The organism is Streptomyces pseudogriseolus, assembly GCA_002154585.1.
Taxonomy (GTDB): domain Bacteria; phylum Actinomycetota; class Actinomycetes; order Streptomycetales; family Streptomycetaceae; genus Streptomyces; species Streptomyces pseudogriseolus.
In genome coordinates this window covers 1-26663 of record MUNG01000191.1, presented here as the reverse complement: position 1 = coordinate 26663, position 26663 = coordinate 1, and the positions used below count along the sequence as shown (strand labels likewise).

23 protein-coding genes are annotated in these 26663 nt (G+C 73.8%); 16 read left to right on the top strand and 7 right to left on the bottom strand.

All coding sequences use genetic code 11. From position 1 onward, the window contains the following. Positions 1–291 precede the first annotated feature (291 nt). Positions 292–705 (bottom strand): spore wall synthesis regulator SsgD, encoded by a 414-nt coding sequence (ssgD, locus tag CCN29_RS18070; RefSeq protein WP_006129906.1) that lies wholly within the window; start codon positions 703–705, stop codon positions 292–294. 288 nt (positions 706–993) lie between these two features. On the opposite strand from ssgD, the gene CCN29_RS18065 reads away from it, so the two are divergent. From CCN29_RS18065 to mmpA, 4 genes are all read left to right on the top strand, one after another. Next, entirely contained in the window at positions 994–2064 is a 1071-nt protein-coding gene (locus CCN29_RS18065) for a WD40/YVTN/BNR-like repeat-containing protein (RefSeq protein ID WP_086683088.1), read from the top strand. Between the two features lie 102 nt (positions 2065–2166). Continuing rightward, positions 2167–2490 carry a hypothetical protein gene (locus CCN29_RS18060; RefSeq protein WP_006129908.1) on the top strand — a complete coding sequence of 108 codons (324 nt, stop codon included), beginning with the start codon at positions 2167–2169 and terminating at the stop codon, positions 2488–2490. Positions 2491–2575: 85 nt separating this feature from the next. Continuing rightward, positions 2576–3280: an endonuclease V gene (locus CCN29_RS18055; RefSeq protein ID WP_006129909.1), complete on the top strand. Its 705-nt coding sequence runs from the start codon at positions 2576–2578 to the stop codon at positions 3278–3280. Positions 3281–3328: 48 nt separating this feature from the next. Next, complete coding sequence (gene mmpA / locus CCN29_RS18050) at positions 3329–3490, top strand: morphogenic membrane protein MmpA (protein ID WP_100247871.1); 162 nt, start codon at positions 3329–3331, stop codon at positions 3488–3490. A 78-nt stretch (positions 3491–3568) separates the two neighbouring features. On the opposite strand, the gene CCN29_RS18045 is transcribed toward mmpA, so the two are convergent. Beyond that, positions 3569–4747 (bottom strand): saccharopine dehydrogenase family protein, encoded by a 1179-nt coding sequence (locus CCN29_RS18045; protein WP_031064477.1) that lies wholly within the window; start codon positions 4745–4747, stop codon positions 3569–3571. Positions 4748–4837: 90 nt separating this feature from the next. Here CCN29_RS18045 and CCN29_RS18040 point away from each other — a divergent pair, with 90 nt between their 5' ends. From CCN29_RS18040 to CCN29_RS18025, 4 genes are all read left to right on the top strand, one after another. Next, positions 4838–5239 (top strand): MmcQ/YjbR family DNA-binding protein, encoded by a 402-nt coding sequence (locus tag CCN29_RS18040; RefSeq protein ID WP_006129912.1) that lies wholly within the window; start codon positions 4838–4840, stop codon positions 5237–5239. A 309-nt stretch (positions 5240–5548) separates the two neighbouring features. Beyond that, complete coding sequence (locus CCN29_RS18035; protein WP_086683087.1) at positions 5549–6691, top strand: CaiB/BaiF CoA transferase family protein; 1143 nt, start codon at positions 5549–5551, stop codon at positions 6689–6691. A gap of 15 nt (positions 6692–6706) precedes the next feature. Beyond that, positions 6707–7921 (top strand): acetyl-CoA C-acetyltransferase, encoded by a 1215-nt coding sequence (locus CCN29_RS18030; RefSeq protein WP_031022673.1) that lies wholly within the window; start codon positions 6707–6709, stop codon positions 7919–7921. A 34-nt stretch (positions 7922–7955) separates the two neighbouring features. Further along, entirely contained in the window at positions 7956–10133 is a 2178-nt protein-coding gene (locus tag CCN29_RS18025) for a 3-hydroxyacyl-CoA dehydrogenase NAD-binding domain-containing protein (RefSeq protein ID WP_006129915.1), read from the top strand. A gap of 54 nt (positions 10134–10187) precedes the next feature. Here the strand turns inward: CCN29_RS18025 and CCN29_RS18020 are convergent, their stop codons facing one another. After that, the gene (locus CCN29_RS18020) at positions 10188–10895 is read right to left on the bottom strand and encodes a MerR family transcriptional regulator (RefSeq protein ID WP_006129916.1); all 708 of its coding nucleotides are present in this window, start codon (positions 10893–10895) and stop codon (positions 10188–10190) included. A gap of 231 nt (positions 10896–11126) precedes the next feature. Between CCN29_RS18020 and CCN29_RS18015 the strand changes: the two genes are divergently transcribed. From CCN29_RS18015 to CCN29_RS17995, 5 genes are all read left to right on the top strand, one after another. Then, on the top strand, positions 11127–12566 hold the full coding sequence (locus CCN29_RS18015; RefSeq protein ID WP_031022677.1) for an amino acid permease: 1440 nt from the start codon (positions 11127–11129) through the stop codon (positions 12564–12566). A 40-nt stretch (positions 12567–12606) separates the two neighbouring features. Next, positions 12607–13083 carry a macro domain-containing protein gene (locus CCN29_RS18010; protein ID WP_006129918.1) on the top strand — a complete coding sequence of 159 codons (477 nt, stop codon included), beginning with the start codon at positions 12607–12609 and terminating at the stop codon, positions 13081–13083. A gap of 71 nt (positions 13084–13154) precedes the next feature. Next, positions 13155–15107, top strand: coding sequence for a Xaa-Pro dipeptidyl-peptidase (locus CCN29_RS18005; protein WP_006129919.1), 1953 nt, complete (start codon positions 13155–13157; stop codon positions 15105–15107). Further along, a complete protein-coding gene (locus CCN29_RS18000; protein ID WP_086683084.1) occupies positions 15104–16393 on the top strand; it encodes a M14 family metallopeptidase in 1290 nt (429 codons plus the stop codon). Before CCN29_RS18005 ends, CCN29_RS18000 begins: the two co-directional genes overlap by 4 nt. An 81-nt stretch (positions 16394–16474) precedes the next feature. Further along, positions 16475–18196 carry a BCCT family transporter gene (locus tag CCN29_RS17995; RefSeq protein ID WP_006129921.1) on the top strand — a complete coding sequence of 574 codons (1722 nt, stop codon included), beginning with the start codon at positions 16475–16477 and terminating at the stop codon, positions 18194–18196. 54 nt (positions 18197–18250) lie between these two features. Here the strand turns inward: CCN29_RS17995 and CCN29_RS17990 are convergent, their stop codons facing one another. Next, positions 18251–19204 (bottom strand): FAD-dependent oxidoreductase, encoded by a 954-nt coding sequence (locus CCN29_RS17990; RefSeq protein WP_086683080.1) that lies wholly within the window; start codon positions 19202–19204, stop codon positions 18251–18253. Positions 19205–19270: 66 nt separating this feature from the next. Here CCN29_RS17990 and CCN29_RS17985 point away from each other — a divergent pair, with 66 nt between their 5' ends. Beyond that, complete coding sequence (locus tag CCN29_RS17985; RefSeq protein ID WP_086683077.1) at positions 19271–20293, top strand: oxidoreductase; 1023 nt, start codon at positions 19271–19273, stop codon at positions 20291–20293. A 298-nt stretch (positions 20294–20591) separates the two neighbouring features. After that, entirely contained in the window at positions 20592–22232 is a 1641-nt protein-coding gene (locus CCN29_RS17980; protein WP_086683074.1) for an ABC-F family ATP-binding cassette domain-containing protein, read from the top strand. 38 nt (positions 22233–22270) lie between these two features. Here the strand turns inward: CCN29_RS17980 and CCN29_RS17975 are convergent, their stop codons facing one another. The 3 genes from CCN29_RS17975 to CCN29_RS35975 form a co-directional block, all read right to left on the bottom strand. Beyond that, the gene (locus CCN29_RS17975; protein ID WP_086683071.1) at positions 22271–22828 is read right to left on the bottom strand and encodes a putative glycolipid-binding domain-containing protein; all 558 of its coding nucleotides are present in this window, start codon (positions 22826–22828) and stop codon (positions 22271–22273) included. A 94-nt stretch (positions 22829–22922) separates the two neighbouring features. Further along, positions 22923–25292, bottom strand: a complete 2370-nt coding sequence (locus tag CCN29_RS17970) for a Tex family protein (RefSeq protein ID WP_086683068.1) — start codon at positions 25290–25292, stop codon at positions 22923–22925. A 105-nt stretch (positions 25293–25397) separates the two neighbouring features. Beyond that, positions 25398–25529, bottom strand: a complete 132-nt coding sequence (locus tag CCN29_RS35975) for an LPFR motif small protein (RefSeq protein ID WP_006133333.1) — start codon at positions 25527–25529, stop codon at positions 25398–25400. 168 nt (positions 25530–25697) lie between these two features. Between CCN29_RS35975 and CCN29_RS17965 the strand changes: the two genes are divergently transcribed. Continuing rightward, positions 25698–26663, top strand: a 966-nt coding sequence (locus tag CCN29_RS17965) for a GlxA family transcriptional regulator (RefSeq protein ID WP_006133332.1), incomplete at its 3' end; no start/stop codon positions are given.

Here is a 26663-nt window from a genome sequence, read left to right as displayed (position 1 = left end):
GGCTCTGCTCGAGCTGACCGCGCAGTGCGGTCAGCTCCGCCGTCCGATCGCCGAGGCGTTCCAACTCCCCTCTGATCGCCTTCAGTTCCCTCATCGCGTCGCCGATGGAATCTCTCCACCTCACGTGACCCCCTGGTTACTCAGAGCTGCGACCGCTCGCAAATCTCCCCACTATGGGTGCGTATGACGCGACGGTTTTCAGTCGTCCGCAGGCACGCCGGCGATCGGGAGGCACCACAAAGGCCAGGCCCCCCGCGTCACCCGGGGGGCCTGGCCTTCGTGTCGTGGGGCTTACGCGTCCCGCATCAGTTGCGCGAGGTCGTGGTCGAGGTCCAGGTGGAGGTGTTCGAGGCCGGTCGGGACCAGTTCGCTCGTGGCCTCCAGGAAGCGGCGCAGCTCGCCGGAGCGGACGTGGACCACGGCCGTGCCCTCCGGGGCGTGGAACTCCAGCACCGTGCGGTCGTAGCCGTACGGGCGGACCCGGACGTCGCCGTCGCCCTCCGGGGCCTCCATGCCCGCGGCGAGCAGCTCACGGGCGAACGTCCAGCAGACGTCGACGCCTTCGAGCGTGGCGGGCGCGGGGAAGGTCATGCGGACGGCGAAGGGGTCGTCGCCGTCGTAGTGCAGCGTGGCGGGGATGTCGGCCATCCGCGGCGCGGCTGCGACCAGGCGGGCCTCTACTGACTGCTCGATGACGGTGGACAACGCCTTGCTCCCTCGTGACGGCTGGGCTGGCTTCCGGGCGGTTCGTGTCGGTCGGCTACTGGAAGAGACGCTGGAATCGGCCATTCCGTGCGCATGGAGAGCGAGTGACCTCTGTCACCGCCTTCATGCACCCGAGTGACACGTCTCTCCTCCCGTCCCTCGCGGCCCACTTGGGGCGGGTGCTCTGGACGGCGTCCCGCTGGTGGGCTAGCTTCGCCCGCCATGAGGCGCTGGGGAAACACGCGACGGACGGGACCGACGGGACGTGAGGGGCGGCGCCTGCGGCGGGTGACCGTGGCGGTCGCCTGCGCCGCGGCATGCGCCGCGCTCACCGCCGTACCCGCGCAGGCACACGGGCCGCAGGGGGCGGAGGGCGAGCAGCGGGTCCCGCACTGGGTGGTGAAGGACACCGGCGCTCCCGACGTGCGGTTCCGCGGGCTGGCCGCCGTCAGCCGGGACACCGCGTGGGTGGCCGGAACCCTCGGCACCGTGCTGCGCACCACCGACGGCGGACGGACCTGGCGGGACGTCTCGCCGCCCGGTGCGGGGGAGTTGCAGTTCCGGGACGTCGAGGCGTTCGACGCGCGGCGGGCCGTGGTGCTGGCCATCGGGGAGGGCGAGGACTCCCGCGTCTACCGCACCGACGACGGCGGAACCACCTGGACCGAGACCTTCCGCAACCCGGACGCCCGCGCCTTCTACGACTGCCTGACCTTCTTCGACCCCCGCCACGGACTCGCCATGAGCGACCCCGTGGACGGGAAGTTCCGCATCCTGTCGACCCGCGACGGCGGCCGCTCCTGGACGGTGCTCCCCGACACCGGCATGCCTCCGGCGCTGGAGGGCGAGGCCGGCTTCGCCGCGAGCGGCCAGTGCCTGGTGTCGTCCGGGCCCCGGGACGTCTGGCTGGCCACCGGGGGAGCGGCCCGCGCCCGCGTGCTGCACTCCGCCGACCGCGGCCGCACCTGGACGGTCACCGCCACCACGATCCCGGCCGGCGACCCGGCGCGCGGCGTCTTCGCCCTCGCCTTCCGCGACCGCCACCACGGCCTCGCCGTCGGCGGCGACTTCACGCCCGGCCTGCCCTCGCCCGACGCCGCCGCGCGCACCACGGACGGCGGCCGCACCTGGCGCCCGGCCGCCGGCGCCCCGCCCGCCTACCGCTCCGGCGTCGCCTGGCTCCCGCACACCCGCACCGCCGCCCTCGCCGTCGGCCCCACCGGAACCGACCTGACCACCGACGGCGGACGCACCTGGCGCACCGTCGACAGCGGGTCGTACGACACCGTCGACTGCACGCCCGACCGGGGCTGCTGGGCGGCGGGGGAGAAGGGCAGGGTCGCCCGACTGGAGCAGTGACGCGGGCCGGCGGCACTGCATCCCGCCGGCCGGGGTACCCGACCGCTGTACGCGACCGAGCGCTCGCCGAGCGCGAGAGAACGCGAGAGAAAGTGAGCGGACATGCCACGCGGGTCCAGCCCCAAGCGGGAGCGTCAGTACGAGCACATCAAGGAGAGCGCGGAGGACCGGGGCGAGAGCACCGGGCGCGCCAAGGAGATCGCCGCCCGGACGGTGAACAAGGAACGCGCCCGGTCCGGCGAGTCCAGGACCGCCAGCCGGACGTCGACGCAGGACATGTCCTCCGGCAAGCGCGGTGGCCAGCGGTCCGGCAAGGGCCCCCAGGGTCCGACCCGCGACCAGCTCTACGAAGAGGCCAAGAAGCGGAACATCGAGGGCCGTTCGAGCATGAACAAGGGCCAGCTGAAGCGGGCGCTCGGCAAGTGAATGGCCGCGCCTCCGCGCGGAGCCGCGGGCCGGGAGGCCCCCTCCGCGCGGAGCGCCCCGCCCCGCCCCGTAGGCTCGGAGCACCATGACGACCGTACGCACACCGGCCGACTGGCCCGGCACCGAGGAAGAGGCCCGCGCGGTCCAGGACGCGCTCCGCGCGCGGGTCGTGCTGGACGAACCAGGGCCGCCGCCCGGCACCGGCCACGTCACCGGCGTCGACGTCGCCTACGACGACGAGCGGGACGTGGTCGCCGCCGCGGCCGTCGTGCTGGACGCGGCCACCCTGGACGTCGTCGCCGAGGCCACGGCCGTCGGCCGGATCTCCTTCCCGTACGTGCCCGGGCTGCTGGCCTTCCGGGAGATCCCCACCGTGCTGGCCGCCCTCGAGGCGCTGCCCCGCGCACCCGGCCTGGTGGTGTGCGACGGCTACGGGCTCGCCCACCCGCGCCGCTTCGGCCTCGCCAGCCACCTCGGCGTCCTCACCGGACTCCCGACGGTCGGCGTGGCGAAGAACCCCTTCACCTTCACCTACGACGAGCCCGCCGCCCCGCGCGGCAGCACCTCCCCGCTGCTCGCCGGCCGTGAGGAGGTCGGCCGCGCGCTGCGCACCCGGCAGGGCGTCAAACCCGTGTTCGTGTCGGTGGGCCACCGGGTGAGCCTGGACAACGCCTGCGCCCACACGCTCGCCCTGGCCCCCGCCTACCGCCTCCCCGAGACCACCCGCCGCGCCGACGCCCTGTGCCGCCGCGCGCTCCGCGAGGCAGCACCGGCACTCACGGCGGACTGAGTACGCGTACGGATGTCCGAACTCCTGCCCGACGGCAGGGTGTTCGACATGCCGACACACCGCACCGCCCGACCCCCGCGCAGCACCCCCGCACGCACCCCGGTGCGCCTCACCGGCCGAGCCGTCACGCTCGGCCTCACGCTGGCCGTGCTGGCGGGCCTGGGCTGGGTCGCGGGCATGATCTACACGCTGATCGCCTGGCCGCTCTGAGCTCGTCGCACGCGGCGCGCGGTGTCGCACGCGGCGCATGCGGCGCATGTGACGAGCCTGCCGCCGTGCGGACGGCCGTCAGCGGACCGCCGCCACCCGGAACCGGATGCCCGCGTCCCGCAGACGGCCGATCAGGGCGTCGCCCATCGCCACGGCCGTCGTCACCTGGCCCGAGGTCGAGGGAAGGTCGTCGAGGGCCAGGCACAGCGCGCTCTCGGCGAGCATCTTCGCCGTCTCGTCGTAGCCGGGGTCGCCGCCCGACACCTCTGTGAAGACCCGGCGGCCGCCGCCCTCACCGACGAAGCGGACCGAGAACCAGCTGCGCGCCCGCTTCTCCGGGCTGGGGCCCTCGCCTGGCTTGAGCCGGGCCGACAGAGCGCGGCGCAGCGGCGGGACCTGGGCCGCCGCGAACAGCGAGCCGGCCGCGGCCACGCCGCCCAGGGCGACCGGCAGGCTGCGCACCGCCGCGTGGTGGCGGTAGCGGAAGTCCGGGCCGTAACGGGCCAGCGCCTTCGCCGAGCGGCGCACGATCTGGCTGTCGATCGTCGGCAGGGGCAGCGCCCAGGCGTCGACCTCCGGCGCGTAGCGCGGGACGCCGTTCGGGGCGGAGACGCGGCGGCCCACCAGCCGGGGCTCGTGGCGCCGGCGGTCCCGCGCGGCGGCCCGCAGCTTGCCCGCCCGGGCGAACTGGTTCAGCGCCGAGGCGAACGTGCCGCCCGAGAAGGCCGCGTCGACGGTGACGTACCCGTCGACCGTCAGCGGCACGTTTTCCGGCAGCTGCCGCACCGTGAAGTACGCGCCCAGGTCGTGCGGGACCGAGTCGAAGCCGCAGGCGTGCACCAGCCGCGCCCCGGTCTCCCGCGCGCGGGCGTCGTGGCGGACGTACATCAGGTCCACGAACTCGGGCTCACCCGTCAGGTCGACGTAGTCCGCACCGGTGTCGGCGCAGGCGGCGACGAGTTCCTCGCCGTACTCCACATAGGGCCCCACCGTGGTGGCGACCACGCGCGCCTGCTCGGCGAGGGCGCGCAGCGTGGCCGGATCCGACACGTCCGCCCGCAGCACGCCCGCCTTCTCGCCGCCGGGCAGCCGCTCCCGCAGCGCCTCCAGCTTGCGCTCGCTGCGTCCCGCGACCGCCCAGCGCAGGCCCGCCGGCGCATGGGCGGCCAGATACTCCGCGGTCAGCGTCCCGGCGAAACCGGTCGCTCCGAAGAGCACGATGTCGTACGGACGGTCCGTCCTGCTCAGCCTGCTCATGACACCCCTTGGTCGTGCAGCCGCGCCGCTGTCGGTGGCCGAGGCTAGCGTGAGGGGTGCGGAGCCCGACGACGAGCCCGGAGGAAAGCGATGGCCGTGCCACGGAACGCCCTGAGGAAGTGGGAGAAAGTGCGCGACTGGGCGCTGGGTCTGCCGGGCGCCGTCGAGGAGCACCCCTGGGGAGAGACGGTCGCCAAGGTCGACCGGAAGGTGTTCGTCTTCCTCGGCGTCGACGACGGAAGTCACCCGCTCGGGGTCACGGTGAAACTCACGGACGAGACGGCGCACGCCCACGCCCTCGTCTGTCCCGGCGCCGAGCCCGCCGGATACGGCCTCGGCAAGGCCGGCTGGGTCCACGTCCCGCTGGAACCCCCGGGCGCCCCGGCGGCGGAGCTGTTGTGCGACTGGGTGGAGGAAAGCTACCGCACGGTCGCCACGAAGCGCCGCGCGGCGGAACTGGACGGACGACCGTCCCAGCGGGCAACCCACTGAGACGCGGGTGCATCCCCCTCCAGGGGCGCGGGGAACTGCTCGAGCAACCCCCCACGACCCGCACATGCGAACACGAGCCAAGTGGCACCCACCCCCCAGGGGCGCGGGGAACTGCGCGCTCAGCCACACACAACCCGCGCATGCGAACCGACCGGGCCCGCGCCCCCGGCCGCGTCCAGCCCAGGAGGCCCGTGAGTCCCCTCCCGGTTACAGTTACCAAGCGCTTGCTCGCCCACCCTTGTGCCCACTGCCCACTGTTCCTAACATCGCAGGTGTTACACCAGAACTGTCACAGTCGATGGGGGCTCGATGACGGAGGCGACGGCGCCGCACGACGGCCCGCTCACCGGCGTACGCGTGGTCGAGCTGGCCGGCATCGGCCCCGGCCCGTTCGCGGCCATGCTCCTCGGCGACCTGGGCGCCGACGTCGTACGCGTCGACCGCCCCGGCCGCCCGGGCCTGGGCATCGACCCCGCCCGCGACGTCACCAACCGCAACAAGCGCTCCGTGGTCGTCGACCTCAAGACCCCCGAAGGGGCGGCCCGCGTTCTCGGCCTCGCCGAGCGCGCCGACATCCTGATCGAGGGCTACCGCCCCGGCGTCGCCGAGCGGCTCGGTGTCGGTCCCGAGGACTGCCGGGCCCGCAACCCGCGCCTGGTGTACGGCCGGATGACCGGCTGGGGCCAGACCGGCCCCCTCGCCGACCGCGCCGGACACGACATCGGCTACATCGCCGTCACCGGCGCCCTCGGCATGACCGGCGAGCCGGGCAGGCCCCCGGTCGCCCCAGCCAACCTCCTCGGCGACTACGCCGGCGGCTCCCTGTACCTGGTGGTGGGCGTCCTCGCCGCCCTCCACCACGCGCGCGCCACCGGCGCCGGACAGGTCGTCGACGCCGCCGTCGTGGACGGCACCGCCCACCTCACCGCGATGATCCACGGCATGCTCGCCGCCGGCGCCTGGCAGGACCGCCGCGGCGCCAACCTCCTCGACGGCGGCTGCCCCTACTACGGCACCTACGGAACCGCCGACGGCGGGCACATGGCCGTCGGCGCGCTGGAGCCGCGGTTCTACGCGGAGTTCCTGCGCCTGCTGGACCTCTCCGGCCTCGAGGAAGCGCACGCCGACGTCACCCGCTGGCCGGAGCTGCGCGCCAAGGTCGCCGAGCGGTTCGCCTCCCGCACGCGCGACGAGTGGACCGCCGTCTTCGAGGGCAGCGACGCGTGCGTGGCGCCGGTGCTGTCGCTGCGCGAGGCCCCGCACCACCCGCACCTCGCCGCCCGCTCCACCTTCACCGACCACGCGGGCATCACCCAGCCCGCCCCCGCGCCGCGGTTCTCCGCGACGCCCGCCACCGTCCGCACCGGGCCCGCCCGGCCGGGCGCCGACACCGAGGACGTGGCCCGCGACTGGGGCGTACCCGGCCTGGTGTCCCCGCCCTCGAAACCTTGAGCGAAAGGCCTCCTCGTGAGCACCGAAGCGTATGTCTACGACGCGATCCGCACCCCGCGCGGGCGCGGCAAGGCGAACGGCGCCCTGCACGGCACCAAGCCCATCGACCTGGTCGTCGGGCTGATCCACGAGATCCGCGCCCGCTTCCCCGGGCTCGACCCGGCCGCCGTCGACGACATCGTCCTCGGCGTCGTCGGCCCGGTCGGCGACCAGGGCTCCGACATCGCCCGTATCGCCGCCATCGCCGCGGGCCTGCCCGACACGGTGGCCGGCGTCCAGGAGAACCGCTTCTGCGCCTCCGGCCTGGAGGCGGTCAACATGGCCGCCATGAAGGTCCGTTCGGGCTGGGAGGACCTGGTCCTCGCGGGCGGCGTGGAGTCCATGTCCCGCGTCCCGATGGCCTCGGACGGCGGCGCCTGGTTCAACGACCCGATGACCAACCTCGAGGTCAACTTCGTTCCCCAGGGCATCGGCGCCGACCTCATCGCCACCATCGAGGGCTTCTCCCGCCGCGACGTCGACGAGTACGCCGCCCTCTCCCAGGAGCGCGCCGCGACCGCCTGGAAGGAGAACCGCTTCGAGCGGTCCGTCGTCCCGGTGAGGGACCGCAGCGGCCTCGTCGTCCTCGACCACGACGAGCACCTGCGCCCCGGCACCACCGCCGACTCCCTCGCCAAGCTCAAGCCGTCCTTCGCGGACATCGGCGAGCTGGGCGGCTTCGACGCCGTCGCCCTCCAGCAGTACCACTGGGTGGAGAGGATCGACCACGTCCACCACGCGGGCAACTCCTCCGGCATCGTCGACGGCGCCGCCCTCGTCGCGATCGGCTCCAGGGAGGTCGGCGAGCGGTACGGCCTCACCCCGCGCGCCCGGATCGTCTCCGCCGCCGTCTCCGGCTCCGAGCCGACCATCATGCTCACCGGCCCCGCGCCCGCCACCCGCAAGGCGCTCGCCAAGGCCGGGCTGACCATCGACGACATCGACCTCGTGGAGATCAACGAGGCGTTCGCCGCCGTCGTGCTGCGGTTCGCGAAGGACATGGGCCTGCCGCTGGACAAGGTCAACGTCAACGGCGGCGCCATCGCGCTCGGCCACCCGCTCGGCGCCACCGGCGCGATGATCCTCGGCACGCTGATCGACGAACTGGAGCGCCAGGACAAGCGCTACGGGCTCGCCACGCTCTGCGTGGGCGGCGGCATGGGCATCGCCACCATCGTCGAACGCATCTGACCCCCTCCCGACGGATCACCTGGAGCACACCCTCATGAGCAGCGAGTCCACCACCATCCGCTGGGAGCAGGACGACACCGGCGTCGTCACCCTCGTCCTCGACGACCCGAACCAGTCCGCCAACACCGTCAACAAGGCGTTCCGCGACTCCCTCGCCGCGGTCACCGACCGCCTGGAGGCCGAGCAGGACTCCATCCGCGGCGTCATCGTCACCTCCGCCAAGAAGACCTTCTTCGCCGGCGGCGACCTGCGCGACCTGATCCGGGTCACCCCCGACACCGCCCAGGAGCTGTTCGACGGCGGCCTGGCCTTCAAGCGCCGGCTGCGCCGCCTGGAGACCCTCGGCAAGCCGGTCGTCGCCGCGCTCAACGGCGCGGCCCTCGGCGGCGGCTACGAGATCGCCCTGGCCTGCCACCACCGCATCGCCCTGGACGCCCCCGGCTCCAAGATCGGCTGCCCCGAGGTCACCCTCGGCCTGCTGCCCGGAGGCGGCGGCATCGTCCGCACCGTCCGCCTGCTCGGCATCACCGACGCGCTGCTGAAGGTGCTCCTCCAGGGCACCCAGTACAGCCCGCGCCGCGCCCTGGAGAACGGCCTGGTCGACGACGTCGCCGAGACGCGTGAGGAGATGCTCGCCAAGGCCCGCGCCTACATCGACGCCCATCCCGAGTCCGCGCAGCCCTGGGACCGCCCCGGGTACCGCATCCCCGGCGGCACCCCGTCGCACCCCAAGTTCGCGGCCAACCTGCCCGCCTTCCCGGCCAGCCTGCGCAAGCAGACCGGCGGCGCCCCCTACCCGGCCCCGCGCGCCATCATGGCCGCGGCTGTCGAGGGCGCCCAGGTCGACTTCGAGACCGCCCAGGTGATCGAGGCCCGCTACTTCGTGGAGCTGGCCGCCGGACAGACGTCGAAGAACATGATCCAGGCGTTCTTCTTCGACCTCCAGGCGGTCAACTCCGGCGCCGGCCGCCCCAAGGACGTCCCCGCCCGCAAGGTCACCAAGGTCGCCGTGCTCGGCGCGGGCATGATGGGCGCCGGCATCGCCTACTCCTGCGCCCGCGCCGGCATCGACGTCGTCCTCAAGGACGTCTCCCCGGAGGCCGCGCTCAAGGGCAAGGGCTACTCCGAGAAGCTGTGCGCCAAGGCCGTCGCCAAGGGCCGCACCACGCAGGAGAAGGCCGACGCCCTCCTCGCGCGGATCACGCCCACCGCCGAGGTCGCCGACCTCGCCGGCTGCGACGCGGTGATCGAGGCGGTCTTCGAGGACACCTCCCTCAAGCACAAGGTCTTCCAGGAGGTGCAGAACGTCGTCGCGCCCGACGCGCTGCTCTGCTCCAACACCTCCACCCTGCCCATCACCGCGCTCGCCGAGGGCGTCGAGCGGCAGGAGGACTTCATCGGGCTGCACTTCTTCTCGCCCGTCGACAAGATGCCGCTGGTCGAGATCATCAAGGGCGGGCGCACCGGTGAGGAGGCCCTGGCCCGCGCCTTCGACCTGGTCCGCCAGATCAACAAGACCCCGATCGTGGTCAACGACTCCCGCGGCTTCTTCACCTCCCGGGTCATCGGCCACTTCATCAACGAGGGCGTGGCGATGGTCGGCGAGGGCATCGAGCCCGCGTCGGTCGAGCAGGCGGCGGCCCAGGCCGGCTACCCGGCCAAGGTGCTCTCCCTGATGGACGAGCTCACCCTCACCCTGCCGCGGAAGATCCGCCGCGAGACGCGGCAGGCCGTCGAGGAGGCGGGCGGCACCTGGACCCCGCACCCGGCCGAGGCGGTCGTGGACCGCATGGTCGACGAGTTCGGCCGCGAGGGCCGCGCCGCGGGCGCCGGCTTCTACGACTACGACGAGAACGGCAAGCGCGGCCTGCTGTGGCCGGGGCTGCGTGAGCACTTCACCAACGGGCACACCATCCCGTTCCGCGACATGCAGGAGCGGATGCTGTTCTCCGAGGCGCTGGACACCGTACGGCTCCTCGAGGAGGGCGTGCTCACCTCCGTCGCCGACGCCAACATCGGCTCCATCCTCGGCATCGGCTTCCCCGGCTGGACCGGCGGCGTCCTCCAGTACATCAACGGCTACGACGGCGGTCTGCCCGGCTTCGTCGCCCGCGCCCGCGAACTGGCCGAGCGCTACGGCGAGCGGTTCACCCCGCCCGCCCTGCTCGTGGAGAAGGCGGAGAAGGGCGAGGTCTTCACCGACGCCCGCTGACCGCCCCCAGCGACACCCACCGGATACCGTGGGAAGGGCTCGGCGAGGGGCGGCTCAGCCCTCCTCGTCGAGCCACTCCCGCAGCTCCTCCTTCAGCGACCGCTGGAACGTGGTGAGCAGCGCCTGCACCACCAGCGGATGCATCCGGGCGGACAGGGACCGCACATCCCGCGCGTCCTTGTCCGCCACCGCGTCGCGCAGCAGCCGCGACAGCTCCCGCGCGGCCGCCCGGGCATGCTCGGTGAGGACCGCCCGGGCGGCCAGCACCGACTCGTGCGACAGCGGCACGTCCAGCAACTCCACCCCGAGCCGCAGCAGCCCGGCGTCCACCCGGAACACCTCGCCGTCCGGCCCTGCCCCGGCCCGCTCCACGACGTCCATCGCCGCGAGCCGCCTCAGCTCCTCCTCGCCCAGCGGGCGCCCCGCCCGCCGCTCCAGCTCCGAGCGCGGCACCGTCTCCACCGTGCCCGGCGCCCAGGACGCGACCACGGCCCGCTGCACCGCCAGGTCCCGCACGCTCAGGTCCGGCGGCAGCTGCCCCAGATAGCGCTCGATCGCGGCGAGGGTCATGCCCCGGCTCTGCAGCTCCTCGATCAGTTCGAGGCGGGCCAGGTGCTCCCTGCCGTAGCGGCCGACCCGCCGGGGACCGAGCACCGGGGGCGGCAGCAGGCCCTTCGTGCCGTAGAAGCGGACCGTGCGCACGGTGACCCCGGCCCGGGCCGCCAGCTCGTCGATCGTCAGGGCCTCGGTCTCGGTCGTCATGTGCAGCAGTATCGCTGTCCCACCGCCGCTGTGACACCTCCGCTGTCAATCCCGCCGCCGAGGCGAGCGGCGTGTGAGGAGACCCACGGTGTGACGCAGACCATCGCATACGTACCCGCACATCAGGAAAGGTGCCCCGTCGGTCCGTGCCGTGATCACAGCGCGCCGGCCGAGAGCATTTCGGACAGCCGGGCGCGATCTGCCCGGGCGCACCAGAAAGTGGAACCACGCGTGAGCAAGGACGCCGTCACCACGGCAACGGCCGCACCCTCCACCGCGGCCGCGACGCCCGCGGACGCGGGCGACGCCGGTTACAGCAAGGACCTCAAGGCCCGCCACGTCAACATGATCGCCATCGGCGGCGCCATCGGCACGGGACTCTTCCTGGGCGCCGGAGGACGCCTGCGCGACGCGGGCCCCGCCCTGGCGCTGGCCTACCTGGTCTGCGGCGTCTTCGCCTTCTTCGTCGTCCGCGCCCTGGGCGAGCTGGTCCTGTACCGCCCGTCGTCCGGCTCCTTCGTGTCGTACGCGCGTGAGTTCCTCGGCGAGAAGGGCGCGTACGTCGCCGGCTGGATGTACTTCCTGAACTGGTCGACCACCGGTATCGCCGACATCACCGCGATCGCGCTCTACACGCACTACTGGAGCGCGTTCACCGACATCCCGCAGTGGGTGCTCGCGCTGGTCGCCCTCGCGGTGGTGCTGGCGGTGAACCTGATCTCCGTGAAGATCTTCGGCGAGATGGAGTTCTGGTTCGCGATCGTCAAGGTCGCCACCCTCGTCGCCTTCATGCTGATCGGCGTCTTCCTGCTCGCCACCCGGCACGAGGTGGGCGGCGGCACTCCCGGCCTGAGCATGATCACCGACCACGGGGGCGTCCTCCCGCACGGCGTGCTGCCGGTCGTCCTGGTGATGCAGGGCGTGATCTTCGCGTACGCGGCCCTCGAGCTCGTCGGCGTGGCCGCGGGCGAGACCGCCGAGCCGGAGAAGGTCGTCCCGCGCGCGGTGAACTCCATCATGTGGCGCGTCGGCCTCTTCTACGTCGGCTCCGTCGTTCTGCTCGCGCTGCTGCTGCCCGGCTCGATGTACTCGGCGGGGGAGAGCCCTTTCGTCACCGTGCTGTCGAAGATCGGCGTCCCGGCCGCCGGCGACGTGATGAACCTGGTCGTCCTCACGGCCGCCATGTCGTCCCTGAACTCCGGCCTGTACTCCACCGGCCGCATCCTGCGCTCGATGGCGTCGGCCGGTTCCGCGCCGAAGTTCACCGCCCGCATGAACCGCAGCCAGGTGCCCTACGGCGGCATCCTGCTGACCTGCGCGGTGTGCGTGCTCGGCGTCGGCCTCAACTTCCTCGTGCCGGCCCAGGCCTTCGAGATCGTGCTGAACGTCGCCTCGCTCGGCATCATCAGCACCTGGGTGATCATCATGATCTGCCACCTGGTGTTCGTCCGCCGCGCCCGCGCCGGCCTGGTCACCCGGCCGTCGTTCCGGCTGCCCGGCAGCCCCGTCACCGAGATCGTGACCGTCGTCTTCCTGCTGTCGGTCCTCGTGCTGATGTGGAACGACCCCGAGGTGGGCCGCAAGACCCTGCTGCTCGTCCCGGTGATCGCCGCGATGCTGGTCGGCGGCTGGTACGGCGGCGTCCGCCGCAAGGTGGCCGCCGGGGGGTAAGCGCCGGGGCGCTGTCGGTGGTGGCCGGTACGGTGCCGTCATGTCCGGGATCACGTATCTGCGCGGTGACGCCACCGTCCCGTCGGTGAAGGGCGTCAAGATCGTCGCCCATGTCTGCAACGACATCGGCGGGTGGGGCAAGGGCTTCGTCCTCGCCCTGTCCCGCCGCTGGCCGGAGCCGGAGGCGGCGTACCGCGCCTGGCACCGCGACCGCGCCGCGGGCGGCTTCGGCCTGGGCGCGGTGCAGCTCGTCCAGGTCGAGCGGTACGTGTGGGTGGCCAACATGATCGGCCAGCGCGGCATCCGCACCGGCAGCAAGGGCGTCCCGGTCCGCTACGAGGCGATCGACACGGCCCTGGACCGCCTCGCCGGGCACGCCCGAGAGCTCGGCGCGTCGGTCCACATGCCCCGTATCGGCTGCGGCCTCGCCGGCGGCACGTGGTCCCGCGTCGAGCCGCTCGTGGAGGAACGCCTGGTCCGGCGGGGGATACCGGTCACCGTGTACGACCACGCCTGACGCCCCCGGGACCCCACGGGCCGTCAGGCGCCCTCTTCTGCACCGGAGTTCACCGGGGTACCGTCCCGCGCATGCCGATACGCACGCGCCCCACGACCTGGAGAACGCTCGCGACGGCGGCCATCGCCGCCCTGACGGCCACCCTGCTGACCCCCGCCGCGGCGGACGCCGCCCCGCCGGCCACCCCACCCGTCCACTCCTACGCCGACGCCGTCCGCGAGGCCGTCTGGGTGGACACCGGCCTCGACGAGGACCGCGACGGACGCACCGACCGGGTCGCCGTCGACATCGTCCGGCCCCGCGAGGCCGCCCGCGCGGGACGCAAGGTCCCCGTGATCATGGACGCCAGCCCGTACTACTCCTGCTGCGGGCGGGGCAACGAGAGCCAGACCAAGACCTACGACGGACACGGCGACATCGTGCGGATGCCGCTGTTCTACGACAACTGGTTCGTGCCGCGCGGCTACGCCGTCGTCGGCGTCGACCTCGCCGGCACCAGCCGCTCCGACGGCTGCGTCGACGTCGGCGGCCGCTCCGACATCCGGTCGGCCAAGGCGGTCGTCGACTGGCTGAACGGCCGCGCCACCGCGTACCGCAGCCGCACCGGGGACGAACGGGTGCGCGCCGACTGGACCGACGGCAGCACCGGCATGATCGGCAAGAGCTGGGACGGCACCATCGCCAACGGCGTCGCCGCCACCGGCGTCGAGGGCCTCGAGACCATCGTCCCGATCGCCGCCATCTCCTCCTGGTACGGCTACTACTTCTCCCAGGGCGCCCCGCTCTACGACTCCGGCCCCGACCGGCTCGCCGGGTACGTCCAGACCCCCGAGGCCCGCGAGCACTGCACGGACGTCGCCCGCGAGCTCGTCGACGGCGCCCCGCGCACCGGCGACCGCACCCCGCTGTGGACCGAACGCGACTACGTCCGCACCGCGAAGAAGGTCCGCGCCAGCGTCTTCCTGGTGCACGGCATGCAGGACCTCAACGTCCGCATGGGGCACGTCGGCCCCTGGTGGGACGCCCTCGGCAGGAGCGGCGTACGGCGCAAGATCTGGCTGTCGCAGACCGGCCACGTCGACCCCTTCGACTTCCGCCGCGCGGAGTGGGTGCGCACCCTGACCCGCTGGTTCGACCACGAACTCAAGGGCGTCGACAACGGCGTCGACCGTGAGCCCGTCGCCGACATCGAGCGCGCCCCCGACCAGTGGGTCACCTCCACCGCCTGGCCCCCGCGCGGCACCCGTACCGTCACCCTGCGCCCCGCCCGCGGCGCCCAGGACGGCGTCGGCGCGCTCGGCCTGCGTCCCGGCCGGGGCACCGTGACCTTCACCGACGACCCAGCGCTGAGCGAGACCGACTGGGCCGCCCGGATCGACGCCCCGACCCCGGAGAAGGCGGGCTTCGTCACCCGCCCGCTCACCCGCGACCTGCGCCTGGCCGGCTCCTCCCGGGTCACCGTCACCGTCACCCCCAGCGCCCCGACGGCCCACCTCTCCGCCGTCCTGGTCGACCTCGGCCCCGACACCATCCGCGACTACGCCGACGCCGGCGAAGGCATCGTCACCCTGCCCGAGCGCACCTGCTGGGGACCGAGCACCGACGGCGACAGCTCCTGCTACCGGGAGACCCGCGCGAAGACCGCCGACGTCGGCCACACCGTCGTCAGCCGCGGCTGGGCCGACCTCGGCGAACACGCCGGCACCGGCCGCGGCGAACCACTCGTCCCCGGCAGGCGCTACACCCTCACCGTCGACCTGGCCGCCACCGACCACGTCGTCCCCCGCGGCCACCGGCTCGCACTGATCGTCGCCGGCACCGACCGCGGCCTGATCGACCCGCCGGCCGACACCCCGACGCTCACCCTCGACCTGGCCCGCACCTCCGCCCGGGTCCCGTTCCTCGGCGGCGCCGCCGCGTTCGCCCGCGCCACCTCCGGGCCGCCCGTCACGGCGCCGCACACCGCACCGCACGGCGTCCGCCCGCCCGCCACCGCCCACCGAGTCCCGGGGGACACCCGATGAGACGACGCACCGCGCTCCTCACCGCCACCGCCCTCACCGGCCTCGCCGCCACCCTCGTCACCGGCCCCGCCGCCGGGGCGCACGACACCGCCGCCCCGCCGCGCACCGGCTTCGAACGCAGCAACGGCGCCCGCTGGACCACCCAGCCCGAGGAACAGCGCCTCCTGCACACCGTCGACCGCACGAGCGGCCGCGTCCGCGTCACCCGCATCGGCACCACCGCCGAGAACCGCCCGCTCCGGCTCGTCCGCATCGGAGCGGACCGGACCCCGAACAAGGTCCTCCTGGTGTGCAGCCAGCACGGGAACGAACCCGCCGGCCGGGAGGCCTGCCTCACCACGGTCCGCGACCTGGCGTACGCCGAGGACCGGGAGACCAGGCGCTTCCTGGACCGCACCACGGTGCTCGTCGTCCCCACCGCCAACCCCGACGGGCGCGCCGCCGACACCCGGGGCAACAGCGACGGCGTCGACATCAACCGCGACCACGTCGCCCTGCGCACCGCCGAGGGCCGCGCGCTCGCCGCCGTGATCCGCGACGAGCGGCCCGACGTCATCTACGACCTGCACGAGTACGGCGCCACCCCGCCGTACTACGACAAGGACCTGTTCGACCTGTGGCCGCGCAACCTCAACACCCACCCCGCCGTCCACGACATCGCCCGCTCCCTGTCCGAGCAGCACGTCCGCCCCGCCGCCGGCGCCGCCGGGTACACCACCGGCACCTACGGCATCTGGACCGACCCGGTCACCGGCGACCCGGTCCGGCAGACCGCCGGCGACGGCCAGGAACGGATCCTCCGCAACCTGTCAGGCGTCAAGCACGCCGTCGGCCTGCTCATCGAGAGCCGCGTCGACCCGCTCACCGACGAGGAGAGGACCGACGAGGCGCTCAACAACCGGCGCCGGGTCCACTCCCACCTCGCCGCGCTGAACGGCCTGATCCGTTTCTCCTCGGACCGGCGCGCGCGGGTCGAGGCGGTCACCGCCCGGGCCCGCGCCGCCGGCCACGCGGACCGCGGCCCGGTGTACCTCGGCGGCGCCGACAACGACCCGCCCGAACTCTCCGAGGTGCTCGCCGACCCGCCCTGCGGATACCGCCTCACCGCAGGTCAGTACGCGGACGTGGGCGACGAGCTGGCCCTGCACGGCGTACGCGTCGCACGGGACGCCGGTGGCGTGTTCGTACCGCTGCGGCAGCCGCTGCGGGCCCTCGTCCCCCTGCTCCTGGACGGCCGCGCCACGTATCACCTGGCCGAAGGCGAGGCGGTCACGTCCTGTCGATGAGGTGAATTTTGCGCCATCGGTGGTATGGGCCTATCGGGAGGAGGGCTCTCCGCCCGAAGGCTCGGACGAAAGGTTCCGCCTGTGACGCAGGACCATCGAAGCGACAAGGACCCCACGGCAGGCCCGCTGCCCGGCTCCGAGGCGGGCCTGCCCGGCCGGGACAGGCCCCGCACCGACTGGGTGGTGTTCGGCGTCACAGCCGTGCTCACGCTGGCCTTCGTCGTGTGGGGAGCCGTCTGGACGGACTCGCTGGAGGACGTCTCCGCCGACCTGCTCGGCGGACTGATGCACAACGGCGGCTGGGGCTTCATCCTGGCCGCCTCCGGCTTCGTCGTCTTCGCCCTGTGGCTGGCCGCCAGCCGCTACGGACGCATCACGCTCGGCGCCGAGGGCGAGGAGCCGGAGTTCCGCACGGTGTCCTGGATCGCCATGATGTTCAGCGCCGGCATGGGCATCGGCCTGATGTTCTGGGGCGTGAGCGAGCCGCTCGCCCACTTCGACACCCCGCCGCCCGGCACCGGGCCGGAGGACTCCGGCGACCGGATGTCGACGGCCATGGCCACCACGCTGTTCCACTGGACGCTGCACCCGTGGGCCATCTACGCCGTGGTCGGCCTCGCCATCGCCTACAGCACCTTCCGGCGCCGCCGCCGGCAGACCGTCAGCGCCGTGTTCACGCCGCTGATCGGCGAGAAGCACGCCAACGGCGCCGGCGGCCGGGTCATCGACGTGCTCGCCATCATCGCGACCGTCTTCGGCTCGGCGGCCTCCCTGGGCCTCGGGGCGCTGCAGATCGGCTCCGGCGTGGAGAAGCTGAACTGGCTGGAGAAGGTCGGCACCGGCCTGCTGGTCTCCATCATCGCCGTGCTGACCGTGGCGTTCGTGGCGTCCGCGGTGTCCGGCGTGGAGAAGGGCATCCAGTGGCTGTCCAACATCAACATGGTGCTGGCGCTGCTGCTCGCCGTGTTCGTGTTCGTCGCCGGCCCCACCGTCCTCGTCCTGGACCTGCTGCCGACCTCCGTCTTCACGTACCTCGGCGATCTGCCGGAGATGGCCGGCCGCACCGACATCAGCGGCGGCGAGGGCGTCGCCGACTGGCTGGGCAGCTGGACCGTCTTCTACTGGGCGTGGTGGATCTCCTGGACGCCCTTCGTCGGCATGTTCATCGCCCGCATCAGCCGCGGCCGGACCATCCGTCAGTTCATCGGCGGCGTCATCCTGGTGCCCAGCGCGGTCAGCCTGGTCTGGTTCGCCATCTTCGGCGGCTCGGCGATGCGCCTGCAGGAGCAGAACCGGCTCGGCGACGAGACCACCCCCGAGGGCCGGCTGTTCGCCGTCCTCCAGGAGTTCCCCGTCGCCACCGCCACCAGCCTGCTGGTGATGGTCCTCGTGGGCATCTTCTTCGTCTCGGGCGCCGACGCGGCCTCCATCGTGATGGGCACCCTCTCGCAGAAGGGCTCCCTCGAACCCAGCCGCTGGGCCGTGGTGTTCTGGGGCGTGGTCACCGGGGCCGTCGCGGCCATCATGCTGCTGGTCGGCAGCGGCCAGGGCGACGCCCTGACCGGCTTGCAGAACCTCACCATCCTCGCCGCGGCGCCGTTCGTCGTCGTCATGATCTTCATGTGCGTGGCGCTCATGCGCGACCTGCGCCACGACCCCCTCGTCGTGCGCGACAAGATGGGCAGCGAGGCCGTCGAACTCGCGGTCATCGAGGGCCACAAGAAGTACGACGGCGAGTTCGAGCTGCGCGTCGGCCCCGGCCGCGGACCGGACGTGGAGGGCGACCCCATCGGCAAGCACTGACCCGCGCGGGGCATGCCGTGACACGGGGCGGGCGCCGGGCGCCCGCCCCGCGCCTCACGCCGCGGCCAGCCGGGCCGCCTGCCGCGCACACCCCCAGGCCACGGTGACGCCCGCGCCGCCGTGGCCGTAGTTGTGCACCAGCACCCGCCCGTCGGGCAGCAGGGTCCGCTCCAGACGGACCGCGTCCCGCGCCGGCCGCAGTCCCACCCGGTGTCCCAGCACCCGGGCCCCGGCGATCTCCGGACGCAGCGCCGCGCACCGCCGCACGATCGCCTCCGCCACCGCCGGGTCCGGCCGGTCGGACCACACGTCCTCCTCGGCCGTGCCGCCCAGCAGCAGCCGCCCCGGCTGCGGGAAGAAGTACGCCATCGACCCGTCCGCGCCCTCGGTGACCATCCAGGTGCGGATCCCCGGGTTCTCCACGACCACCAGCTGCCCCCGCACCGGCCGCACCGCCGGGTCCGGCACCAGCTCCCGTGCCGCGAGCCCCGTGCAGTTCACCACCACCGGCGCGTCCGCCTCCGCGAGGTCCGCCACCGCCCGCGTCTCCACCGTGCCGCCCGCCGCCGTCAGCCGGTCCCGCAGATACGGCAGATGGGCCGGCATGTCGATCAGCGGCAGCCGCGCCCACAGCCCCTGCCCGCCCGGGTACTCGGCCCCGGTCGCCGGACGCAGCCCCGGCAGCCGCGCGTCGGCCCACCCGCCGACCTCGTCCATGGACGTCTCGCCCAGTACCCCCTCGACCATCCGTACGCCCGTCGTCTCCGGCCGCAGGGCCAGCTCCTCGTACACGCCGAGCGACTCCAGCGCCCACGCCCGCGCCGACTCCGGCGGGTCGATGCGGTACGGCCACCACAGGGCGCCCGCGACCGCCGAGGTGGTCGCCCCGACCGGGTCCCGCGTCCACAGCCGCACCCGTACGCCCCGCTCGGCGAGGACCACCGCCGTGGTCAGCCCGGTCACCCCGCCGCCGACCACCACGACACCGCTGTCCGTTTCGCTTCCCATCCGGCGGACGGTAGCGGATGCCCGCGCGCGTGCTCGGGTGAGGCCCCGGGTGGGAATACTCACGGCATGTCTGCCGAGTACGCGACCTTCGGCCTGGCGCCGGCGACCCGCCCCGGAGGGCTGCTCGCCGGCGGTGACTTCCAACTGCACCGCGACTTCGTCGACTTCGTCGTCGACGGACGCCCGCTGCTGTACCGCCTGTCCGACCTGGACGCCGTCTCCCCGCTCGCCGCCGACGTGCCGCCCTCCCTGTTCACCGCCCAGGTCCGCGGCCTGCTGCTGGAGACCGGGGCACCCCTGTCCGATGGCCGGTACGTCGTCTACGGCTGCCCCGAGTGCGAGGACCTCGCCTGCGGCGCCGTGACCGCGGTCATCGAACGGGACGGCGACGACGTCGTCTGGCGGGACTTCGCCTGGCAGACCGGCGACCGGGCCGACCTGGAGCGCGACGGCTACCACGGGATGGGCCCGTTCCGCTTCCGTGGCGACGAGTACCGCGCGGCCCTGACCGCCCTCCTGGACGGCGGCCTGCCCGGCAGCCGCCGCCGCGTCCTGCTGATCGGCGCCCGCGTCGCCCTGCTCGCCCGGCTGGCCGCCGCCCTGCGCACCATCGGCATCGGCGCCGACATCACCCAGAGCGCCGACGGCGTCTCCGCCGACGAGCTCCGCTCCTACGGCGCCGTGTTGTTCGGCCGCTCGGTCCCCGCGCGCGAACGCGACGCCGTGCGCCGGGCGCTGACCGGGGCCGGGGCGGACGTGCCCTGCGTCGACGCGCTCGCGCCCGTCGTCCCGCTGCTGGTCGCGCAGGCCGAACAGGCCCTGGAGGCAGGCCGGGACGACCACCGGCGGCTGACGGACCTCACCGCGGCCGGCGGCGCCGCCCAGTTCGAGGTGGTCTCCGCCTGCCGCGTCCGGCTCACCGCACACCGCGTCGACCGCCTCTCCCGCGCCCGCAGCCGCGACCTCTTCGACGCGGTCCTCGAACCCGGCCGGCACCGCGTCCTGCTCGACCCGCCGGCGGTCAAGGGCGAGGCGTACCTGGTCGCCCGTACCGCCGGAACCGTGCTGGTCACCGCCGTCGCCCCGTGACCGGCCCGCGGCACCTCGCGGTACGGCCGGGGCTCCAGGGCCTGTCGTGCGGATCACGCCGGCCGTGCGGCACGATGCCCGTTCGGCCCGAGCGGCGTCCGGCGAGCGGCCGCACGGCGGAGGGGAGAGGGCTGACGTGGGGATCCAGGGCGCGCGGTCGAGCGCGAGGGAGCCGGCCACCGGCGACCACGCCCCCGGGGGCCCCGCGGCTTCGCGCCCTTCGGGCAGTGGGGGAGTGCGTGCCAGGGCCCGCGACGCCGGGGCGGTCCGAACGGCAGGCTTTAAGATCGGCGGTCTGATGACTGCCACCCTCGTCGCCAAGAACCTCGCCGCCGGACACGGCGACCGCTCCCTGTTCGCCGGGCTCGACCTCGTCGTCGCGCCCGGCGACGTGATCGGCCTGGTCGGAGCCAACGGCGCCGGCAAGTCCACGCTGCTGCGCCTGCTCGCCGGGCTCGCCGCGCCCGAGGAGGGCGAGCTGCGGCTCTCCCCGCCCACCGCCACCGTCGGCCACCTCCCGCAGGAGCCGGAGCGGCGGCCCGGCGAGACCGTGCGCGCCTTCCTGGCCCGCCGCACCGGCGTCGCCGAGGCCCAGCACGCCATGGACGAGGCCACCCAGGGCCTGGTCGACGGCGCGCCCGGCGCGGACGACGCCTACGCCACCGCCCTGGAGCGGTGGCTCGCGCTCGGCGGCGCCGACCTCGACGAACGCGCCGAGGAGGTCGCCACCGTCCTCGGCCTGGACGTCGGCCTCGACCAGCCGATGACCGCCCTGTCCGGCGGCCAGGCCGCCCGCGCGGGACTCGCCTCGCTGCTGCTGTCCCGCTACGACGTCTTCCTGCTCGACGAGCCGACCAACGACCTCGACCTGGACGGCCTCGAACGCCTCGAACGGTTCGTGAGCGGCCTGCGCGCCGGGACCGTCGTCGTCAGCCACGACCGCGAGTTCCTCTCCCGCACGGTCACCAAGGTCCTCGAACTCGACCTCGCCCAGCGGCAGATCAACCTCTACGGTGGCGGTTACGACGCCTACCTGGAGGAGCGCGAGGTGGCCCGCCGGCACGCCCGCGACGAGTACGAGGAGTACGCCGACAAGCGCGCCGCCCTCCAGGACCGGGCGCAGACGCAGCGCGCCTGGATGGACAAGGGCGTGAAGAACGCCCGCCGCAAGGCGGGCAACGACAACGACAAGATCGGCCGCAAGTTCCGCAGCGAGGCCAGCGAGAAGCAGGCCGCCAAGGCGCGCCAGACCCAGCGCATGATCGAGCGCCTGGAGGTCGTCGAGGAGCCGCGCAAGGAGTGGGAGCTGCGCATGGAGATCGCGGCGGCCCCGCGCTCCGGCGCCGTGGTCGCCACCCTGCGCGACGCCGTGGTGCGCCGCGACGGCTTCGCCCTCGGCCCGGTGACCCTCCAGATCGACTGGGCCGACCGGGTCGCGGTGACCGGCGCGAACGGCGCGGGCAAGTCCACCCTGCTCGGCGCCCTGCTCGGCCGCGTGCCGCTCGACGCGGGCCACGCCGCCCTCGGCTCGGGCGTGCTGCTGGGGGAGGTCGACCAGGCCCGCGCGCTGTTCCACGGCCCGGAGACCCTGCTGGACGCCTTCCGCCCCTCGGTGCCGGAGCTGGAACCGGCCGACATCCGCACGCTGCTCGCCAAGTTCGGCCTCAAGGCGGAGCACGTGCTGCGTCCCGCGGCGACCCTGTCACCGGGCGAGCGCACCCGCGCCGCCCTCGCACTGCTCCAGGGCCGGGGCGTGAACCTCCTCGTCCTGGACGAGCCGACGAACCACCTCGACCTGCCCGCCATCGAGCAGCTGGAGTCCGCCCTCGACGCCTACGAGGGCACGCTGTTGCTGGTCACCCACGACCGCCGCATGCTGGACGCGGTGCACGTCACCCGCCGTCTGCACGTCACCGACGGCCAGGTGTCCGAACACTAGGCCCCTCGAAGGCTTCCGCGCCCCGCGCCGGACCGGACTCAGCGGGGCGCCGGCCGCCGTGCCAGCCGCGGGTGGTCGACGACACAGCCGTCCTCGTCGAACGTCAGGTCGCTGCGGAAGTCCCCGGAGGCGAACCGGACGCGCCCGGGCCCCAGATGCGTGTACGTCTGCCGCGACGGCTCGACGGTCAGGCCGGGCACGGACACCCACGCCATCAGGAACTCCCGCTCACCCGGGGTGCGGTGCAGACCGTGCCGCAGCACCGGCATGGTGTTCGTCAGCGGGCACAGGCCCAGATCGCAGTCGAGGGCGCCGTCCAGGGCGTCCACCCGTCGCCCGTCGGCGGTCCAGCCGCCCCGGCCGTCGTGCCGCAGGTCCAGCGAACGGCTGCCGGACGCGTCCTCGGCCGTCACCGTCAGCCGCCGGGTGACGTACGCGTCCCCGGTCAGGAGTTCGTAGGTGATCCAGTACGGCTCCGGGAGTGTCCCCACGGCCCGCCCGCGGGCCCGCAGCCCGTCCCCGTCGAACACGGCCCAGACGGTCTCGTAGCCGCCGCTCGCCGTGACCTCCCAGGTGATGACCCGTGACACAGGCATGCGGGCACCCTACGAGCGGCCCGGGCCGGCCGCGAGGAACACGCCGGGCCCGTGTTCCCCCGCAGACCGGGGGGACACGGGCCCGGCGCACGGCTCAGCGGCGGCCGCTCTTCGGGTCGACCAGACCCGCGCGGCGCAGCGCGTCGGCCATCGCGCTGTTCGCCGGGGCGGGCGCCTGCCGCGCACCACCGCCGCCGCCACCGCGGCCCTGGCGCTGCTGCGGCGGACGGCCGCCGCGCTGCCTGCGCTCACGGTCGCCGCCGGACGCCTGGCCCTGCGGCGCGGCCTCGTCGTCCAGACGCAGCGTCAGCGAGATCCGCTTGCGCGGGATGTCGACGTCGAGCACCTTCACCTTGACGATGTCGCCCGGCTTCACCACGTCCCGCGGGTCCTTGACGAACGTCTTCGACATCGCGGACACATGCACCAGGCCGTCCTGGTGGACGCCGACGTCGACGAACGCGCCGAACGCGGCCACGTTCGTCACCACGCCCTCCAGGATCATCCCGGAGGACAGGTCGGAGATCTTCTCCACGCCCTCCTTGAAGGCGGCCGTCCTGAACGCCGGACGCGGGTCGCGGCCCGGCTTCTCCAGCTCCTTGAGGATGTCGGACACGGTCGGCAGACCGAACGTGTCGTCCACGAAGTCCTGCGGCCGGAGCGAGCGCAGCACCGCCGTGTTGCCGATGAGCGAGGCCACCTCCTGCCCGGCGGTCTTCACCATCCGCCGCACGACCGGGTATGCCTCCGGGTGCACGCTGGACGCGTCCAGCGGGTCGTCGCCGCCGCGGATCCGCAGGAAGCCCGCGCACTGCTCGTACGCCTTCGGGCCCAGCCGGGCCACCTTCTTCAGCTCGAGGCGGCTCTTGAAGGGGCCGTTGGAGTCGCGGTGCGCCACGATGTTCTCGGCGAGACCGGAGGAGATGCCCGACACCCGGGCGAGCAGCGGGGCGGACGCGGTGTTGACGTCCACGCCGACGCCGTTCACACAGTCCTCCACCACCGCGTCCAGCGAACGCGACAGCTTCACCTCGGACAGGTCGTGCTGGTACTGGCCGACGCCGATCGACTTAGGGTCGATCTTCACCAGCTCGGCCAGCGGGTCCTGGAGCCGGCGCGCGATGGACACCGCGCCGCGCAGCGACACGTCCATGTCCGGCAGCTCCTGCGAGGCGAACGCGGAGGCCGAGTACACGGACGCGCCCGCCTCGGACACCATCACCTTCGTCAGCTTCAGCTCGGGGTGCTTGGCGATGAGCTCGCCGGCGAGCTTGTCGGTCTCGCGGGACGCCGTGCCGTTGCCGATCGCGATCAGCTCGACCGCGTGCTCCTTCGCCAGCCGGGCCAGCTTGGCGATCGCCTCGTCCCAGCGGTTCGCCGGCACGTGCGGGTGGATCACGTCCGTGGCGACGACCTTGCCGGTCGCGTCGACCACGGCGACCTTCACGCCGGTACGGAAACCGGGGTCGAGGCCGAGCGTCGCGCGCGTGCCCGCCGGGGCGGCCAGCAGCAGGTCGCGCAGGTTGGCGGCGAACACCCGCACCGCCTCGTCCTCGGCGGCCGTGCGCAGCCGCAGCCGCAGGTCGATGCCCAGGTGCACCAGGATGCGCGTGCGCCAGGCCCAGCGGACGGTGTCCAGCAGCCACTTGTCGCCCGGGCGGCCCCGGTCGGCGATCCCGAACCGGTGGGCCACGATGCCCTCGTACGACGACCGGCCCTCCACCGGCTCCTCCGGCTCCAGGACGAGGTCGAGGACCTCCTCCTTCTCGCCGCGCAGCATCGCCAGCACCCGGTGCGAGGGCAGCTCCGTGAACGGCTCGGAGAAGTCGAAGTAGTCGGCGAACTTGGCGCCCGCCTCCTCCTTGCCCTCGCGCACCTTCGCCGCCAGCCGCCCGCGCACCCACATGCGCTCGCGCAGCTCGCCGATCAGGTCCGCGTCCTCGGAGAAGCGCTCGGTGAGAATCGCCCGCGCGCCGTCCAGCGCCGCCTGCGGATCCGCGACGCCCTTCTCCGCGTCCACGAACGCGGCGGCCGCGGCGAGCGGCTCCACACCGGGATCGGCGAGCAGCCCCTCCGCCAGCGGCTCCAGACCCGCCTCGCGGGCGATCTGCGCCTTGGTGCGCCGCCTGGGCTTGAACGGCAGGTAGATGTCCTCCAGGCGCGCCTTGGTCTCCGCGCCGCGGATCCGGGCCTCGAGCTCCTCGGTGAGCTTGCCCTGCTCGCGCACCGAGTCGAGGATCGCCGTGCGGCGCTCCTCCAGCTCCCGCAGATAGCGCAGCCGCTCCTCGATCGTGCGCAGCTGCGCGTCGTCGAGCATCTCGGTCGCTTCCTTGCGGTAGCGGGCGATGAAGGGCACCGTCGAACCGCCGTCGAGCAGTTCCACGGCGGCCTTGACCTGCCGCTCCCGTACGCCGAGTTCCCCGGCGATCCTGCCTTCGATGGACCCTGCGAGGGGTGTCGTCACGTTCCCGTACCGCCTTCTCCACTGAGGTTGCGCGGCAATTGTGGCAGGTGGCGACGACAATCGGGGATCAGGGCGGCGACGCGCCCGGACACCCCCCGGGCGGCCTCAGGCGCGACGGCCGCGCGCGGAGGAGGACGCGCCGCCGAACAGCCGGGCGAGCGCCCGGAACGGCAGCGTCACGACGGTGGCGACGGCGCCGCCGATCTGACGCAGGACGTCTGCGATGGCACGGAACACGTGGTGACCCCTTTCGTCGTCCGGCCGCTGCGGCCGGCTTCCCCTGCGGGTACCTCGTCCACGCTTCAACATGCACCCGGCCCGTCGTCCGGTCCCGTGCGGGGCATGGCAGGAAAGGTGGGAAACACGTCGTTGCGGCCACCGCACCGGCCCGCGAAGAATCGGCGCATGCCCCAGCGAACCGTCCTCGTCGTCCTCTACGACGCCGTGCAGAGCCTCGACGTCACCGGCCCCGTGGAGGTGTTCGCGGGCGCGGAGCGGCACACCCCGGGGAGCTACCGGATCGCCACCGCCTCCCTCGACGGCGCGCCCGTCCGCACCACCAGCGGGCTCACCCTCGTACCGGACGGCACGCTCGGCGAGGCGCCCGCGCCGCACACACTGGTGGTGCCCGGCGGCCACGGCAGCCGCCGCCCCGACCCGCGGCTCACCGACTGGCTGAGCCGGCACGCACCCCGCGCCGACCGGCTGGTGTCCGTCTGCACGGGAGCCGCCCTGCTCGCCGCCGCCGGACTCCTGGACGGCCGCCGCGCCACCACCCACTGGGCGTACAGCGACCGCCTCGCCCGCGACCACCCGGCCGTCGAGGTCGACCCCGACCCCATCTACGTCCGCGACGGGCACGTCGCCACCTCGGCGGGCGTCACCGCCGGCATCGACCTCGCCCTCGCCCTCGTCGAGGAGGACCTCGGCCGGGAGGTCGCCCTGACCGTCGCCCGGCACCTGGTGGTCTTCCTGCGCCGACCCGGCAACCAGGCCCAGTTCAGCGCCCAGCTCGCCGCCCAGACCGCCCGGCGTGAACCCCTCCGCGAGATCCAGCGCTATGTCACCGAGCACCCGTCCGCCGACCTCTCCGTCGAGGCGCTCGCCGCGCGCGCCGCGCTGTCGCCGCGTCACTTCGCGCGCGCCTTCCACGCCGAGACCGGCACCACCCCCGGCCGCTACGTCGACCGGGTCCGCCTCGAACACGCCCGCCGCCTCCTCGAGGACACCGGCGACTCCGTCGAGGAGATCTCCCGGACCTGCGGCTACGGCAGCCCCGAGGCGATGCGCCGCGCCTTCGTCCGGACCCTCGGCTCCTCACCGGCGGAGTACCGCCGCCGCTTCCGGCCGGCCCCCGCGCCGGCCCGCCCC

Bases quoted from the DNA above. Each gene is read 5' to 3' on its own strand.
- CCN29_RS18060 (WP_006129908.1), top strand. From the start codon at position 2,167: ATGCCACGCGGGTCCAGCCCCAAGCGGGAGCGTCAGTACGAGCACATC.
- CCN29_RS18055 (WP_006129909.1), top strand. From the start codon at position 2,576: ATGACGACCGTACGCACACCGGCCGACTGGCCCGGCACCGAGGAAGAG.
- mmpA (WP_100247871.1), top strand. From the start codon at position 3,329: ATGCCGACACACCGCACCGCCCGACCCCCGCGCAGCACCCCCGCACGC.
- CCN29_RS18045 (WP_031064477.1), bottom strand. From the start codon at position 4,747: ATGAGCAGGCTGAGCAGGACGGACCGTCCGTACGACATCGTGCTCTTC.
- CCN29_RS18040 (WP_006129912.1), top strand. From the start codon at position 4,838: ATGGCCGTGCCACGGAACGCCCTGAGGAAGTGGGAGAAAGTGCGCGAC.
- CCN29_RS18035 (WP_086683087.1), top strand. From the start codon at position 5,549: ATGACGGAGGCGACGGCGCCGCACGACGGCCCGCTCACCGGCGTACGC.
- CCN29_RS18025 (WP_006129915.1), top strand. From the start codon at position 7,956: ATGAGCAGCGAGTCCACCACCATCCGCTGGGAGCAGGACGACACCGGC.
- CCN29_RS18020 (WP_006129916.1), bottom strand. From the start codon at position 10,895: ATGACGACCGAGACCGAGGCCCTGACGATCGACGAGCTGGCGGCCCGG.
- CCN29_RS18010 (WP_006129918.1), top strand. From the start codon at position 12,607: ATGTCCGGGATCACGTATCTGCGCGGTGACGCCACCGTCCCGTCGGTG.
- CCN29_RS18005 (WP_006129919.1), top strand. From the start codon at position 13,155: ATGCCGATACGCACGCGCCCCACGACCTGGAGAACGCTCGCGACGGCG.
- CCN29_RS18000 (WP_086683084.1), top strand. From the start codon at position 15,104: ATGAGACGACGCACCGCGCTCCTCACCGCCACCGCCCTCACCGGCCTC.
- CCN29_RS17990 (WP_086683080.1), bottom strand. From the start codon at position 19,204: ATGGGAAGCGAAACGGACAGCGGTGTCGTGGTGGTCGGCGGCGGGGTG.
- CCN29_RS17985 (WP_086683077.1), top strand. From the start codon at position 19,271: ATGTCTGCCGAGTACGCGACCTTCGGCCTGGCGCCGGCGACCCGCCCC.
- CCN29_RS17980 (WP_086683074.1), top strand. From the start codon at position 20,592: ATGACTGCCACCCTCGTCGCCAAGAACCTCGCCGCCGGACACGGCGAC.
- CCN29_RS17975 (WP_086683071.1), bottom strand. From the start codon at position 22,828: ATGCCTGTGTCACGGGTCATCACCTGGGAGGTCACGGCGAGCGGCGGC.